Origin of the sequence: Rhizobium mesosinicum, assembly GCF_019511345.1 — a bacterium.
In the GTDB taxonomy this organism is placed as follows: Bacteria; Pseudomonadota; Alphaproteobacteria; order Rhizobiales; family Rhizobiaceae; genus Rhizobium; species Rhizobium mesosinicum.
Genome location: NZ_JAEUAK010000003.1, coordinates 650,069 through 664,884, shown reverse-complemented (window position 1 = coordinate 664,884; position 14,816 = coordinate 650,069). Strand labels below are relative to the sequence as shown.

17 protein-coding genes are annotated in these 14,816 nt (G+C 58.1%); 10 read left to right on the top strand and 7 right to left on the bottom strand.

What is annotated here, in order from left to right:
- Nucleotides 1–13 precede the first annotated feature (13 nt).
- Nucleotides 14–895 (bottom strand): AraC family transcriptional regulator, encoded by an 882-nt coding sequence (locus JNB85_RS10655; RefSeq protein WP_220334291.1) that lies wholly within the window; start codon nt 893–895, stop codon nt 14–16.
- A 213-nt stretch (nt 896–1,108) separates the two neighbouring features.
- Between JNB85_RS10655 and JNB85_RS10650 the strand changes: the two genes are divergently transcribed.
- Nucleotides 1,109–1,948 (top strand): oxidoreductase, encoded by an 840-nt coding sequence (locus tag JNB85_RS10650; protein WP_220334290.1) that lies wholly within the window; start codon nt 1,109–1,111, stop codon nt 1,946–1,948.
- 63 nt (nt 1,949–2,011) lie between these two features.
- Here the strand turns inward: JNB85_RS10650 and JNB85_RS10645 are convergent, their stop codons facing one another.
- Nucleotides 2,012–2,302, bottom strand: coding sequence for a hypothetical protein (locus JNB85_RS10645; RefSeq protein ID WP_220334289.1), 291 nt, complete (start codon nt 2,300–2,302; stop codon nt 2,012–2,014).
- 96 nt (nt 2,303–2,398) lie between these two features.
- On the bottom strand, nt 2,399–2,671 hold the full coding sequence (locus JNB85_RS10640; RefSeq protein ID WP_220334288.1) for an usg protein: 273 nt from the start codon (nt 2,669–2,671) through the stop codon (nt 2,399–2,401).
- 281 nt (nt 2,672–2,952) lie between these two features.
- Between JNB85_RS10640 and groES the strand changes: the two genes are divergently transcribed.
- The 4 genes from groES (at nt 2,953) to JNB85_RS10620 (ending at nt 8,776) form a co-directional block, all read left to right on the top strand.
- Nucleotides 2,953–3,267, top strand: a complete 315-nt coding sequence (groES, locus tag JNB85_RS10635; protein ID WP_220334287.1) for a co-chaperone GroES — start codon at nt 2,953–2,955, stop codon at nt 3,265–3,267.
- A gap of 51 nt (nt 3,268–3,318) precedes the next feature.
- Complete coding sequence (groL, locus tag JNB85_RS10630; RefSeq protein WP_220334286.1) at nt 3,319–4,947, top strand: chaperonin GroEL; 1,629 nt, start codon at nt 3,319–3,321, stop codon at nt 4,945–4,947.
- Nucleotides 4,948–5,455: 508 nt separating this feature from the next.
- Nucleotides 5,456–6,550, top strand: a complete 1,095-nt coding sequence (locus tag JNB85_RS10625; RefSeq protein WP_220334285.1) for a glycosyltransferase family 4 protein — start codon at nt 5,456–5,458, stop codon at nt 6,548–6,550.
- Between the two features lie 21 nt (nt 6,551–6,571).
- On the top strand, nt 6,572–8,776 hold the full coding sequence (locus JNB85_RS10620; RefSeq protein ID WP_222858612.1) for an amylo-alpha-1,6-glucosidase: 2,205 nt from the start codon (nt 6,572–6,574) through the stop codon (nt 8,774–8,776).
- A gap of 38 nt (nt 8,777–8,814) precedes the next feature.
- Here JNB85_RS10620 and JNB85_RS10615 read toward each other — a convergent pair whose 3' ends face one another.
- Entirely contained in the window at nt 8,815–9,036 is a 222-nt protein-coding gene (locus JNB85_RS10615; protein ID WP_220334284.1) for a hypothetical protein, read from the bottom strand.
- A 210-nt stretch (nt 9,037–9,246) separates the two neighbouring features.
- On the opposite strand from JNB85_RS10615, the gene JNB85_RS10610 reads away from it, so the two are divergent.
- The 3 genes from JNB85_RS10610 (at nt 9,247) to JNB85_RS10600 (ending at nt 11,039) form a co-directional block, all read left to right on the top strand.
- Nucleotides 9,247–9,723: an Hsp20 family protein gene (locus tag JNB85_RS10610; RefSeq protein WP_220334283.1), complete on the top strand. Its 477-nt coding sequence runs from the start codon at nt 9,247–9,249 to the stop codon at nt 9,721–9,723.
- Nucleotides 9,724–9,802: 79 nt separating this feature from the next.
- Complete coding sequence (locus JNB85_RS10605; RefSeq protein WP_220334282.1) at nt 9,803–10,312, top strand: Hsp20/alpha crystallin family protein; 510 nt, start codon at nt 9,803–9,805, stop codon at nt 10,310–10,312.
- Between the two features lie 349 nt (nt 10,313–10,661).
- Nucleotides 10,662–11,039, top strand: coding sequence for a hypothetical protein (locus tag JNB85_RS10600; RefSeq protein WP_220334281.1), 378 nt, complete (start codon nt 10,662–10,664; stop codon nt 11,037–11,039).
- Nucleotides 11,040–11,088: 49 nt separating this feature from the next.
- On the opposite strand, the gene JNB85_RS10595 is transcribed toward JNB85_RS10600, so the two are convergent.
- The 3 genes from JNB85_RS10595 to JNB85_RS10585 all read right to left on the bottom strand — a co-directional run bounded on the left by JNB85_RS10595 (nt 11,089) and on the right by JNB85_RS10585 (nt 13,100).
- Nucleotides 11,089–11,448, bottom strand: a complete 360-nt coding sequence (locus JNB85_RS10595) for a hypothetical protein (protein WP_220334280.1) — start codon at nt 11,446–11,448, stop codon at nt 11,089–11,091.
- A gap of 63 nt (nt 11,449–11,511) precedes the next feature.
- Nucleotides 11,512–12,066 carry a DUF309 domain-containing protein gene (locus JNB85_RS10590; protein ID WP_223216471.1) on the bottom strand — a complete coding sequence of 185 codons (555 nt, stop codon included), beginning with the start codon at nt 12,064–12,066 and terminating at the stop codon, nt 11,512–11,514.
- Between the two features lie 113 nt (nt 12,067–12,179).
- Nucleotides 12,180–13,100, bottom strand: a complete 921-nt coding sequence (locus JNB85_RS10585; protein ID WP_220334279.1) for an MYG1 family protein — start codon at nt 13,098–13,100, stop codon at nt 12,180–12,182.
- 477 nt (nt 13,101–13,577) lie between these two features.
- Between JNB85_RS10585 and JNB85_RS10580 the strand changes: the two genes are divergently transcribed.
- Complete coding sequence (locus tag JNB85_RS10580; protein ID WP_220334278.1) at nt 13,578–13,778, top strand: DUF4167 domain-containing protein; 201 nt, start codon at nt 13,578–13,580, stop codon at nt 13,776–13,778.
- Nucleotides 13,775–14,800: a fatty acid desaturase gene (locus tag JNB85_RS10575; protein ID WP_220334277.1), complete on the top strand. Its 1,026-nt coding sequence runs from the start codon at nt 13,775–13,777 to the stop codon at nt 14,798–14,800. Before JNB85_RS10580 ends, JNB85_RS10575 begins: the two co-directional genes overlap by 4 nt.
- Nucleotides 14,801–14,816: the final 16 nt, after the last annotated feature.

The following is a 14,816-nucleotide window of genomic DNA, read 5'->3' as shown; positions in this document are numbered from 1 at the left end:
GGCGCGCGTATCGTCATACTGTTCCGACGAGGCGAACGGCATCAGACGCCGGAGGCGCCCCGAACATTCGCTTATAGTCTCTGCTAAATTGCGATTGGCTGTCATAGCCTACCGCGACGCCCGCCGTGCCGGCCGGAGCGCGTTCTGAAATCAGGATACGTCTGGCCTCCTGAAGGCGGATCTGGGTTCGGTACTGTATCGGTGTCATCAATGTGACAGCTTTGAAATGGCGGTGGAAGGACGTGACGCTCATCCCTGCCATTTCAGAAAGTTCCTCGATCCTCATAGGCTCCTTGTAGTTCGCCTTGATCCAACTCGTTGCTTTTCCAATCTGCCATAGATGGGAGCCACTCCGGGCGAATTGTCCGAGCCTCTCGCCAAGACCACTCCGCGCAAGCCGATAATGGATCTCTTGAACGATCAAGGGCCGGATAAATTCAACCTCATCCGGGTTGTCCAGCAAATTCAGCAATCTCGCGAAAGGCTCAAGCAGCGATCCCGTAAGCTCGGAAGCGATAATGCCGGCCGGAGGACTGGTCGGCGTATGATGCGGTGGAAGGCGTTGCAGGACATCAGCAAGCATCGTCCGCTCAAGGTCCAAGGTGAGGGCAAGATGAGACTTTCCGTCATCGGCTTTGAACACCTGTGACGCGACAGGTAAATCGACGGTGACAAGAAGGAATGTCGATTGGTCCACGTGAAACCGCTCGTCGCCGAGGCTAACCGTCTTTCCTCCCCGCAAGATGATGCACACCCGTGGATGATAAAGAGCGTGGATCGGATGGATGCTTGTCTCCATCTGGTGGAGCACAAGACCCGGAATGATTGTCGGCGTACGCGGCTTGTCGGCGTGACGCTCGATGATGTCGCACATCGTTTCAACGATTTGTTTCACGATCATCTCCATTTGCTCCGTGTCTGACACGTGCTCACCGATACGGAAAGGCTGGGGCGGGCTGTTTGGCAGGATCGTGCAAAATATTGGCATGATTGCCGTAGTTTCAAAGGGGACTTGTTGCCAAATTCAGCGGCGTTCAGCTTCGCAGGCGGTGGCGTTACGGTTCCTGCCTGCCGAGCCAAGGAAGTTTGAAACAAGAAAGGCAATCCAATGTCACAGAAGATTTGGTTCATAACCGGCTGCTCGACCGGTTTTGGTTACGAGCTCGCCAAGCAGGTGCTGGAGCGCGGCGATCGCGCTGTGCTAACCGCTCGCCGCCCGGAAAATCTCGAAGACCTCGTTGGAAAATATGACGGTAAAGCCATCGCGCTGCCACTCGACGTAACCGATGAGAAGGCTGTCGAGACGGCCGTTTCCGGCGCCGAAGCGCACTTTGGTCACATCGACGTGCTGGTGAACAACGCTGGGTACGGCTACTTCTCCGCAATCGAAGAAGGCGAAGACGCCGAAATTCGCCGTCAGTTCGAAACCAACGTCTTCGGCCTCTATTCAGTGACACGTAAGGCCCTGCCGCGGATGCGCGCTCGCCGAAGCGGTCACATCATCAACATATCCTCGGTTGGTGGTCTGATGGCGTTTCCGGCGACCGGTTATTATCATGCCAGCAAGTTCGCCGTTGAAGGCTTTTCGGAATCTCTGTCGCAGGAAGTCGGGCCGCTCGGCATCAAGGTGACAATCGTGGAACCAGGCGGCTTTCGGACGGATTGGGCTGGTCGCTCCATGATCGAATCTAAGACCGTGATCGACGATTACGCCGAGACAGCGGGCGCCCGACGCAAGGCCGCGCGTGAATATTCAGGCAAACAGCCGGGCGATCCGGTGCGCGGCGCGGCGGCCATAATCAAGGCAGTCGACGCAGCCGAGCCTCCTCTCCGGCTCCTCCTCGGTTCGGACGCATATAAGCTCGCGCAGGGACGCCTGGAGGCTCTGCGGAAGAATTTCGACGCCTGGCAACACGTGACTGTTAGCACGGACTTTCCGCGGAACTAAGTTACGACAAAGTTCGGCCGGTGTCATAGCGCCGGCCGATTTTGGGAGCTCGCTCCACATTCGCTAGTGAACGGCCATGCTCACCAATCGGTAGGGGTGGGCAGCCTTGAATTCCGAAAGCATTGTCGTTGCCTGCTGCAGCACGCGCTCAGCATTTCGAACGTCGTCGCGCGCAAGCTCATCGGCGTTGATCCGGATTGCAGCGGCCATGTTGTTGGATAGCACTGCAAAATGCCTGTTGCCTTCGACGAAAGCTTCGCGTGCTGTGTCTTCCAGAATCCGCGCGATATCGATGAGGGTCTCTTCGCGTTCCTCAACGCTAAGGTTCTTGATGACACTGATCTTCTCTTCCACGTTCCGTACCCATTCCAAAAAGACATGTGATAGTGACCGAACTCATCGGCTTCGGTCGCAGGAAGAGCTAGGAAGATAAAAATCCGGTTTCAAGTCTCAGTGCAGCTTGAACTCGCCTTCGACACGGCGCCATTCGTTCGGCCCTATCAGGCGCTGGTGGGAATAGCGGACCGAATGCAGCGGTCCATCGAGATTGGTTTGCCAAAAGTCCAGGAACTTATGCATCTCAGGAAAATCTGGCGCAAGATCGTAATCCTGCCAGACGTAGGTCTGCAGAACTGATTCAAAATCGGGAATGCGGTAGAGAATGTGAGCGGTGGTCAGCCCGTAGCCATTCAATTGACGTTCGAGATCCGATGAAAATCGCATGCTTCATCTCCGTTTCATGACAGTCAAAAGGTGGCGCAATTTTTTGCGGCCATCAACGGAATTGTGAACGTCTGATCCAGGTTTTCTGTTCCTTTCCAGCGTGTTAGCAGCCACCAAGTGCGAGTGCTAATTTTTTTCATTCGCTCTCTTGAAATCGAAAAAATGCAAAACCAGATCATTTTTCGCAAAACGCTCGACCGAGGTCTTTGCACCCGCCCGGACTGGTCATCCGGTCCGGCCAGGGGAACAACATCATCATTGTTTGTCCATCGGAGGAAAACATGTCGTTCCGACCGCTTCATGATCGCATTCTCGTCCGCCGTGTCGAATCGGAAGAAAAGACCAAAGGCGGCATCATCATCCCAGACACCGCCAAGGAAAAACCACAGGAAGGCGAGGTCATCGCCGTCGGCTCCGGCGCGCGCAACGGTGCCGGCCAGATCCAAGCGCTCGACGTCAAGGTCGGCGATCGCATTCTATTCGGCAAATGGTCCGGCACCGAGATCAAGATCAATGGGGAAGACCTTCTGATCATGAAGGAAAGCGATGTGATGGGCGTCATCGAAGCCCAGGCCGAGCACAAAAAGGCGGCCTGAGGCGCTTTCCAACCATCAGTCAAATAGCTGCCTATCAAAGGAGTGAAGAAAATGGCTGCAAAAGAAGTCAAGTTCCATACCGATGCCCGTGATCGCATGCTGCGAGGGGTCGATGTGCTGGCCAATGCGGTAAAGGTCACGCTCGGCCCGAAAGGCCGGAATGTGGTCATCGACAAGTCCTTCGGCGCGCCGCGCATCACCAAGGACGGTGTTTCGGTCGCCAAGGAAATCGAACTTGAAGACAAGTTCGAAAACATGGGCGCCCAGATGCTGCGCGAAGTCGCCTCCAAAACCAACGATCTTGCCGGTGACGGCACCACGACCGCCACGGTTCTCGCACAGGCCATCGTCAAGGAAGGCGCCAAGGCTGTTGCCTCCGGTATGAACCCGATGGACCTCAAGCGCGGTATCGACCTTGCCGTCGATGCGGTCGTTAGGGAACTGAAGGCAAACGCGCGCAAGATCTCGAACAACTCCGAGATCGCCCAGGTCGGCACCATCTCCGCCAATGGCGATGCCGAGATCGGCCGTTATCTCGCCGAGGCCATGGAAAAGGTCGGCAACGAAGGTGTGATCACGGTCGAAGAAGCCAAGACCGGTGAAACCGAACTCGAAGTCGTCGAAGGCATGCAGTTCGACCGCGGCTATCTCAGCCCATACTTCGTCACCAATGCCGACAAGATGCGGGTCGAGTTCGAGGAGCCCTATATCCTTATCCACGAAAAGAAGCTGTCGAACCTGCAATCGCTGCTTCCGATCCTCGAAGCTGTCGTCCAGTCTGGAAAGCCGCTCCTCATCATCGCTGAAGACGTCGAAGGCGAAGCTCTTGCGACCCTCGTCGTCAACAAGCTGCGCGGTGGTTTGAAGATTGCTGCCGTCAAGGCTCCGGGCTTCGGCGACCGCCGCAAGGCAATGCTCGAAGACATCGCCATCCTGACGGGCGGCACGGTCATCTCCGAGGACCTCGGCATCAAGCTCGAAAACGTCACGCTCAATATGCTTGGCCGCGCCAAGAAGGTGGCGATCGAGAAGGAGAACACGACCATCATCGACGGCGTCGGATCGAAGACCGAAATCGACGGTCGCGTTGCCCAGATCAAGGCCCAGATCGAAGAGACCACCTCCGACTACGACCGCGAAAAGCTGCAGGAACGTCTTGCCAAGCTCGCTGGCGGCGTCGCCGTCATCCGCGTCGGTGGTTCGACGGAAGTCGAGGTGAAGGAGAAGAAGGATCGCGTCGACGACGCGCTGCATGCAACCCGTGCGGCTGTCGAGGAGGGCATCCTGCCGGGTGGCGGCGTTGCGCTGCTGCGTGCCGTCAGGGCCCTCGACAATCTACCCACAGCCAACGACGATCAGCGTGTCGGCGTCGATATCGTCCGCCGCGCGATCGAGTCCCCTGCCCGCCAGATTGCCGAAAACGCCGGTGCAGAAGGTTCCGTCATCGTCGGCAAGCTGCGTGAAAAGAGTGACTTCTCCTACGGTTGGAACGCCCAGACTGGGGAATACGGCGACCTCTATGCGCAAGGCGTCATCGATCCGGCTAAGGTCGTGCGTACGGCGCTTCAGGATGCCGCTTCGGTTGCCGGCCTCTTGGTGACGACAGAAGCCATGATCGCCGAAAAGCCCAAGAAAGATGCCGCGCCGGCCGTGCCCGCCGGCCCCGGCATGGACTTCTAAAGCGATTGCGGAGGTCCGCGCCGTCTGCCGGGGCGGACCTCCATATTACGTCATCGAAACCACAAGTTCCATCGGTCGAGATCAATGGAGCCAAGGGATGAGAAAGGAAGACACAAACAGATTCGCAGGGCGGAAAACCGCGAAAGTGATCGCTGCCGCGCGTCCGCTTCGTCCGACCATGCATTTCGAGGCCCCTAGCGAGGCGTTTGCTGCCGAAGGCGCCGGCAATGATGGGAAACGGCCCGTACTCGCTTCATGGGCGTCCAATAAGACCGATCGGCGATCTCAAGGAATGATTTCATCCCATTTCTTCGACATTCAAAGGCCTCGTCGGGGGAACCCGCCGCGAGTTCGCGGGTTAGGTAGCACTGGCCTGTGCAGCTACCGGAAAGGAGGATGTCGCCGACAATCATTCGAGATCTAGACATCCTATCTGGCCGCTGCGTGCCTTTAAGGACGCAGAGCTGGTTCTTTCGAGGAATCTTTGCTCACTTGAGGAGGTTTGCCGATGAAGATCGCTCAGATCGCACCGCTCGCCGAAAGCGTTCCGCCCAAGCTTTACGGGGGGACCGAGCGGATTGTCTCTTATCTCACCGAAGAACTTGTCGCCCAAGGCCATGACGTCACGCTTTTCGCCAGCGGCGATTCCATCACCAACGCCAAGCTGGTGGCGTGCTCGGACGTCGCGCTCAGGCTCAACCCGGCGGTCAAGGAGCATCTACCGCACGAGGTCGTGATGCTGGAGGAGATCCGCAGGCGTGCACATGAGTTCGACGTCCTGCATTTCCATATCGATCTCCTGCATTTCCCGCTGATCCGGGACTTCGCCGACCGCACGGTCACGACGCTGCATGGGCGTCTCGACCTGCCTGATCTCAAGCCCTTCTACAAGGCTTTCGCCGATACTCCGCTCGTCTCGATCTCCAATGATCAGCGTCGCCCGATGCCGCCGGTCAGCTGGTCAGGAACGGTGTATCATGGCCTGCCTCGCGATCTGCTGCCCTTCACGGAAAAGCCGAAAGGTAATTACCTTGCCTTCCTCGGTCGCATATCTCCCGAAAAGAGGCCGGATCGTGCCATCCAGATTGCCGCAAAGGTCGGCATGCCACTGAAAATGGCAGCCAAGATCGACAACGCCGACAAAGCCTATTGGCAAACCGTTATCGAGCCGATGGTCAAGAGCCATCCGAACGTCGAATTCATCGGCGAGATCAACGAGCATCAGAAGGCAGTCTTCCTCGGCAATGCCTGCGCGCTGCTCTTCCCGATCGACTGGCCGGAACCTTTCGGGCTTGTTATGATCGAAGCCATGGCCTGCGGCACACCCGTTGTCGCTTTCCGCTGCGGTTCTGCTCCTGAAGTGATCGACGAGGGCGTCTCCGGTGTACTGGTCGACAATGTTCAGGAAGCCGCAGAAAATATCGAATGGCTGCTGCGGCTCGATCGTCGCAAGGTCCGGACAGCCTTCGAGAAGCGTTTTACAGCCGAACGGATGGCGCGGGACTATCTCGGCATCTATCGCAATCTGCCGGGCGTTCGCACAAGAGCCGCGCCTGTTCGCCGGGCGAACGGTCAGTCGCTAGACCTGAAAGTCGTCGCCTAACCGCACGGAGGAGCCATTTCGATGGTTGCAACAGGCAGTAACCCGGCCCCTGCATCGGCGAGCCCGGCAGCGCCGATCGCACAGTTCTTCATTCCTGCCGCAGCATCTCTACAGGAGAGGCGACCCCGTACCCTTAAACACGGTGACACCTTCGCCGTCTTCGATCACAACGGCGACGTGCTTTTCGGGCCCGGCAGTCCGGAAGGCCTGTTTCACGGGGATACACGCTATCTCTCGCATCTCTACCTGACGGTCAACGGCAAGCGACCGATGCTATTGTCGTCAACCCTGCGCGACGACAACGCTACCCTGAGATGCGACCTGACCAATCCCGATCTCTTCGACGACAAGGGCAAGCTCACCCTTGGCCATGACCTGATCCATCTGCGCAGGACCCGCTTCCTCTGGAATGCATGCTGCTACGAGCGGCTGACGGTCAGGAACTATGACGAGCGACCGCAGCATGTCCGGATAGAGATCGGATTTGGAGCTGATTTCGCTGATCTGTTCGAGGTGCGGGGAACGGTGAGGGCGAGGAGAGGACGGCATCTTCCAGCCATTACGGAGCGGGATGCGATCCTGCTCTCCTATATAGGCTTGGACAACCGGAAACGATCGACGCGGCTGTCCTTCGATCCGCAGCCCGACCAACTTGGCAGCGATCATGTCGTCTATGATCTCCTCCTAGCGCCACACGAGACGCGGTCGCTGTTTATAGAGATCGGTTGCGACCGGACGGCGACCCAACGCCGCGGCCACCGTTCCTTCTTCTTTGCCCTGCGGGATGCTCGCCGGGCATTGCGCGCCTCGTCCTCACGCGCGGCTTCGATTGCAACATCAAACGGGATATTCAACGAGGTCGCGCGTCGCAGCATTGCCGACCTCTACATGCTGATGACCGACAAGCCGGAAGGGCCCTATCCCTATGCCGGCATCCCCTGGTTCAGCACAGTCTTCGGTCGCGACGCCATCCTTACCGCTCTTGAGATGCTTTGGCTCGATCCGCAGATCGCCCGCGGCGTTCTTGGACATCTCGCCGTCAACCAAGCGACTGAGATCGATCCCGCCTCCGACGCCGAGCCAGGGAAAATTCTGCATGAGGTACGCGCCGGAGAAATGGCTGAACTCGGCGAAGTTCCTTTCCGCCGCTATTATGGCAGCGTCGATTCGACTCCGCTCTTCGTAATGCTCGCCGGCGAATATGTCAGGCGGACCGGCGATGTCGCCACTGTCTCTCGTCTTCTGCCGCATATCGAGGCGGCGCTCGCCTGGATTGACGAGCACGGGGATCGCGATGGCGACGGCTTCGTCGAATATGGGCGCTTGACCGAGGAAGGCCTGGTCAATCAGGCCTGGAAGGACAGCAACGACTCCGTCTTTCATGCCGACGGCGCATTGGCGAAGGGACCGATCGCCATTGCTGAGGTTCAGGCCTATGTCTATGGCGCCTGGCAGGCGGCAGCCGAAATCTTCCGGCTGCTCGACCGGCCGGAGCGGGCTGCAGGCTTTCTTGCCCGGGCAGAAGGCCTGCGCCGCGCGTTCGATGCTTCCTTTTTTGATGAGGAACTCGGCACCTATGTGCTGGCGCTCGATGCAGACAAGCAGCCTTGCAGGGTCCGCTCCTCGAACGCCGGCCATGCGCTGTTTACCGGCATCGCCTATCCCGAAAGGGCTGTAAAGGTCGCCCGCACGCTGATGAGTGCGCCCTCCTTCAGCGGTTGGGGCATCCGCACCATCCCCTCGACCGAGGCACGCTACAATCCTATGAGCTACCACAACGGTTCGATCTGGCCGCATGATAATGCCATGATTGCCAGCGGGCTTGCCCGTTACGGTTACCGCACTGAGGCTGCCCGGATCTTCGAGGGCCTTTTCGCGGCATCGACCTATATTGAGCTGCGGCGGCTTCCCGAACTCTTTTGCGGGTTTGCGCGTCGGTGGGCGCAGGGGCCGACCTTCTATCCGGTTGCCTGCTCTCCACAGGCGTGGGCAGCAGCAGCACCCCTCTCGCTGCTGCAATCGTGCCTGGGACTGGATTTTGATCCGAACGCCTTGCAGATCAGCTTTAACGAACCACAGCTGCCCTCTTTCCTGGATGAGGTTCTCCTGCGGCATCTATCTATCGGCAACGGCTCGGCTGATGTCGCCATCCGGCGCTCCGGCCGCCAAGTTGTGGTCGATGTCGTCGAACGCAGGGGCGACGTGCGGGTGCTCACAATAGTGTAGATGAACCACGATTTTCGGAAGGCTGGTGTCTGCCTTCCCTATTCCAATTCCTCTTCATCCGAGGTCAGCAGATCCACGAGCGCAGCAACCCTGCCCGTAGCCAGGCGCCGCCCTTCGCCTATCAAGGCCTCGTCATTGCTGGCCCACGCAAATGCCTCTGCAAGTTCAGCCTGCGTTGCACCAGTAGCGATGACCTCGGCTACAAGCGTTTTATCGACAGGGCCAAGCACGGCGATGACATCGTCTGAAGTCATTGTCATATCCATTGCTCCTCTCTTACCTACGCTCGGATGTGGTGATACTGCCCAAAAAATCAATTTCTTATCGAAGAATTCCAGTCCCTTGAAACGGCAAGTCACTGAATTACATTAGTATTGTCGGTTGCCAAAGGGAACCGGCACAAGTCCAGGAGACGCCTGTCGCTCTTGGCGTCTCCTTGTATCCATGTTGCTTATAAGGAGGATATGGCTATGAGGACAAACCTCGATTTCTCTCCCCTCTTCCGGTCAAGCATCGGCTTCGACCGAATGTTGAACGCGCTCGAAACAGCAAGCCGCATCGACACCATCGACAACTGGCCGCCTTACGATATCGTCAAGACCGGCGAGGATGACTATCACATCGCAATGGCAGTCGCGGGCTTCTCGCAGAACGAGCTGACAATGACACAGGAGCAGAACATGCTCGTGGTTTCTGGTCAGAAGGCGAATGCCGAGGAGGTGCAATATCTGCACCGCGGTATCGCCGGACGGAGCTTCCAGCGCCGGTTTGATCTTGCCGACCATGTAAAGGTCGTGACTGCAAGTCTCGTCAACGGTCTGCTGACCATCGATCTCAAGCGCGAAATCCCTGAAGAGATGAAGCCACGGCAGATCGAGATCAAGACCGACCAGGCACTGCCCGAGGTCGAGACGAAGCAGATCGACGCCAAGCAACAAGCGGCTTAAGCATCCGCGGCGAGTGCAAAGGTGCCGGGCCACGTCCGGCACCGGAAAAGCTACACCACCCAACAGAAAGGAGAAAACTATGAGTGTCCGTGATCTCATTCCCTGGAGCCGCAACAACGGCAACCAGGTTCCCAGTCTGTTTCGCGACGACGACCGCGATCCCTTTTTATCGTTGCATCGCGAGGTAAACCGGCTCTTCGATGACGTCTTCCGTGGCTTCGGCTCCGGCTTGCCGTCTCTAAGTAGCGCCACCGGTTTGGGCGGCGGATGGCCAAGCATCGAGATCTCCGATAACGATAAGGAGATCAAGGTGACCGCCGAAGTGCCCGGCCTTGAGGAGAAGGACATTGAAGTCCTGCTTAATGATGGTGTGCTGACGCTAAAAGGCGAAAAGCAGTCGGAAATCGAGAACAAGGATCGTCAGTTCTCCGAGCGCTATTACGGCCGCTTCGAGCGCCGCATTCCGCTCGGCGTCGAAGTTAAGGAAGACAATATCGACGCCCGCTTCAAGAATGGCGTGCTGACAGTGACCTTGCCGAAGACCGAGAAGGCGCAGTCTCAGATCAAGCGCATCGCTATCAAGAGCTGATCTAAACGACGGCCGGCGGCTTGCTTTACGGCCGCCGGCGGCAGCCCGCGGCAGAGACGACGAAAGAACAATCGATATCTCCAGGCATATCTGACTTGAAGACCGGACGGGGATCAGTCGGACCAGATGGCTTCGGCCCCTACTTATTTTGCTCCCCCCTTGCCCTGTTCGCACTGTTGCCAACGAGATTTGGAGCCGAGTTCCACGCAGGGGGAATTGAGTAAAATATTCAATGGAGAGACCTTGCTACGCTCGTAAAGCAGCGCCTAAACGGCTATGCGTGTGCCCCGACGCATTGCTATCGACGCGCCTGACATTGGAACTATCCGTTTGCGAAGGAGAGCCAGCCATGGCCAATCTTCCCGATATGACGAAACACCGTGGCTTTCCATCGGGTATGCCAGGGACCGGCATTCAATTCACTATCCGCCGCGCCAACCCGAAGGGTGTGACGCCGATCAAGGCTCTGCCCCGTCGCGCCCGGCCAGGCACTGCTGAACACCGGGTCGACGCAGCCTTCCTGCATGCGCTTTGGCATTATTTCGGGGCGGAGCCCTTCGAGCGCGGCAATCTGGACGCGGCTCGGCTCAACCTGCTCTTTGGACGAGAAGTGGTGGCTGTCGATAAGGATTTCGACCCCGTGTCCTATGCGGCAATGCTGATCATCAACGAGAAAGTGGCACGTCAGAGTTTCCCGGGAGCTTTTGAAGACGTGATGGAAGTTTGACGAGAGGCTGATGATGGACGCTGTCGGTCGGCTCTCAGCGATCGGTGAGCTAGTTTCCCGTTTCAATGCCCACTTCATAGCCGTCAAGCGAATGCTGAACGGCCTTATTTCCAGCATAGGCGCGCTTCAGTCGGGCAAGTTCTGCATCGGTTCCGATGCAGAGTCGCTGCAGCTCCATGTCGATTTGCGCCCTGCGCTCCGCGTCGGGGGAATCTTCGCCGCGGTAATGATCGCATCCATCGCGCCGCTCCATAAAAGCGCGCACGTCCTCCGGCAGTTTTGACACATCTGCTTTCCCATCTGCAGCCAACGATGGCCCGCAGCACGGACCGGAGAATGCGAGAAGCAGGAGACCTTTTGCAATCACGCGTCTGACTATCATCATATTATCAAATTGAGCCATCATCATCGGAAAACCAGGCCCATAGCGATTGCCCCTATGTTGTCTCAGGCAGAGCTGCCAATAAACCCTTTATGGCGCAAGGCTTCGTGGATCTCCAAGAATGAAATCATAGACTGGTTCCGGCTGTCCCGGCGTGGTCATCCGCAACACTGGCGCGACGCTTACCGATGCTTCCGCTTTATCGGCAAGCGTCGTCAGCGACATTCCGAGCGCCTGCGAAAAGGCGTCATGCGGGACTTTCGGTAGTTGACGAAACAGCCCGGCAGCGCGGCCGGCATGGCGCATCGCCGGTGCGCGTTTGCCCTCACGGATCTTCACCCCGGCGGCGGAAAGCAGGATCAACCCCTTGAGCAAGGTGTGCAGCGCACTCCCTCTCTCCGCGACCTGCCAGATCCCTTCCCAAGCCTCATGCGCTTCCCAGTAATAACCATGGTTGAAAAGATCCGCGCCCCACGCGAATTCGTCGGAATTGAGTGTGGGAAGAACTGGCTCGGGCTCGACCCGATAACTATGTCCTGCCGGATCCCGTACAGGATGAGGCATCCGGCCTGGCAAATAAGCGTAGCGCGGAAAGCTCCGCTGCGGCAGTAGACGAGGACGCTGCATAACCTGAACCGTCATCATGCCGAAGACGATGATCGCAAGCGAAGCTGTACGCAAGCCAGCTGATAAATCGCTTCATCGCACACCATTGTCCTCACTAGCCCGAAGCGACGTCGTTGATGTGCGTGATCGTCCTACGATAGCGCCTGTTCTACCGCGATTTGTGCCATCGCAAATGCTGCTTCTCGAGTTTTTGCTGCCGCGACGAAGAGGCCCTTATGGCAGAAAGTCGCTCCTTCGACGCCGCAAATACGTTCAAGCTCGTCGCCGGTCAGGCCCGCCCAGGATGCGGGCAGATCGGCGCGCAGTTCGAAGCCTTCGTCAGCACGGCGGATACCGGTCACGCACCAATCGTTTTCCCGAGGGTGAACGACGAAAAGCAGATGATCAGCCTTGGCTCTTACGATTGCCGCGCGAAAAGGCATGCCCATCGGCAGTTCGAGGATATGCCCCTCGCCTGTTTCGTCGATCGCCTTGAGAACGAGGGCTTCGGCGCGCAGCTTGGCATCCTGCGTCGCGATACCGGCCTCGACGAAGCTTCGTGCGATCGAAAGGGCGGCATGGAATGCCCGGTCATCGGCCTCGGGCTCCTTGGCATCGAAAACCGGTTTCAGGGTTTCCAGCAAGGCCGGCAGCGTAAGGCCGGCCAGCTCGCCTGCGATGGAAGGATCAAGCGCACCATTGTCGGTGAGATCGACAGGCAAGACGAACTTGGCGTCGAAAGAGGCATGCACCGACGAAACATTCGCTTCGGGCACTCCTAGTGCTGCAAGATAATCAGCCCCATAGTGTTTCCAGACCAGGCCGAAGGAACTGTAGGGCCGCCCGTCCTCACGCACGGGCGCGCCACGCTGATGGTGGTCGAAGATGCCTGCGATGGGGTCATACTGCCCGCCGACGTCGTAAATGATCCGATCAGTGGCCGGTGTGGTCCATTCAACGTGTCTGCTGCGAATAACCGCGGCCTCAGGAAACAGCCGGGTCAGGATGACGCTCGAAAGCAGCTCATCGGCGTGGAAGCCGCCGGAATGCGTAACCAGGTATGAAGGGGTCATTGTCAGATGCGTCTCTTGGAACTGGGGCTTTGTTGCCCGTCCTGATAGCCTGCGTTGGTCGCCAGCTCAACAGCGGGCGCGGGAAGCGACACAATTCTTTCGATCCGGATAGCTTGGAGGCATCCCGGACGTGATGCAGCCACAATGCCGCGGTAATATCGCAGATATTCGAGGATATTGTATGCTCGATGACGCAGGGTCCGTTGTCCGATTGCCGACGCGCGCCTGCGACCCTCCCCTCAGCAATTTGTAGCAGCCGCAGTGGAGTATTGTTTCCGCGCGTGGCTCCCATACAGACCAGATCGGAACGACCCATCTGCTGCGAAACGCTATCTCGCCGATCGCTAACACGCGTTGCCGCAGTCTCCCAAGGCAAGGCATCAGTTGCAAACTGCGACCGCGGATGATCGCCGAGCAGAGCGTTCAAGCAATCATTTCCAGACAATCAGGAGCGAACCATCGCGGTTCGGATTTATCATGAGTAATCACCATTTCGCCCACCCCAACCAAAGTGCTACACCGTCCAGGAAGCGCCTATTGGATCGACACAAGCAGTACCTTCAGTTCGCCGAGCTGAAGTCTTTGGCCGGCGATCGGATCGGCGCAGAAAATGACTACCAGCATGCCGAACATTTCTTCCGCAGCGCTGCTGAACAGAAAGACGCCGACCGACTATGAACGCAACGATGACCGCCAGCCAAGACGCCGGTGCGGAAAAAGCCTGGCTCAAGATTCTCTCGAACTACCGAAAGCCCGATACAGGACGAAGCCTGTACGAACTGGCCGTGACCCTAATCCCGTTTGTCCTTCTCTGGGCAGCGGCGTGGGTGGCAATCCACTTCGGCTATTGGCTGGGCGTTATCCTCGTCGTTCCAGCCGCCGGTTTCCTCTTGCGGCTCTTCATGCTGCAACATGATTGTGGGCATGGCTCTTTCTTTGGACGACGTCAGTGGGATGACTGGACGGGGCGCCTGCTCGGCGTCCTCACACTCACTCCCTACGACTATTGGCGCCGTGCGCATGCGGAACACCATGCCTCAGCCGGCAATCTGGACGAGAGAGGTGTCGGTGATATTGCCACGCTGACGGTCGCGGAATATCGTGCCCTGACGCGTCGGGGAAAACTGGCCTATCGCCTCTATCGGCATCCGCTGGTCATGTTCGGCATTGGTCCTGCCTATCTTTTTCTCTTCAAACAGAGACTGCCGTTCGGCATGATGCGCTCCGGGGCGCTGCCCTGGGTTTCAACGATGGCGACCAACGCCGGCATCGCTGCGCTTGCCATTCTTCTCATCTGGGCCGTCGGCATCGTTCCATTTCTGCTGATCCATCTGCCGATCGTTCTGCTTGCAGGAGCGGCGGGTGTCTGGCTGTTCTATGTCCAGCACCAATTCGAAGACACTCACTGGTCCACGCCTCCGGAATGGACGTTTCCCCATTCCGCCATGCATGGTGCCTCGCATTACGATCTGCCGCGCCCGCTGCGATGGATCACCGCCAATATCGGCATGCACCATGTCCACCATCTGTCGAGCCGAGTGCCATTTTACAGGTTGCCGGAAGTGCTGCGGGACTACCCAGAACTGGCGAAGCTTGGGCGCATCAATATGCGTGACAGCCTCGGCTGCGTGAAGCTCATCCTCTGGGATGAGACGGCGCGACGGCTGATTTCGCTGCGTGAGGCAGAGGCACGCGCCTGACGGCAGCCTGGAGCGC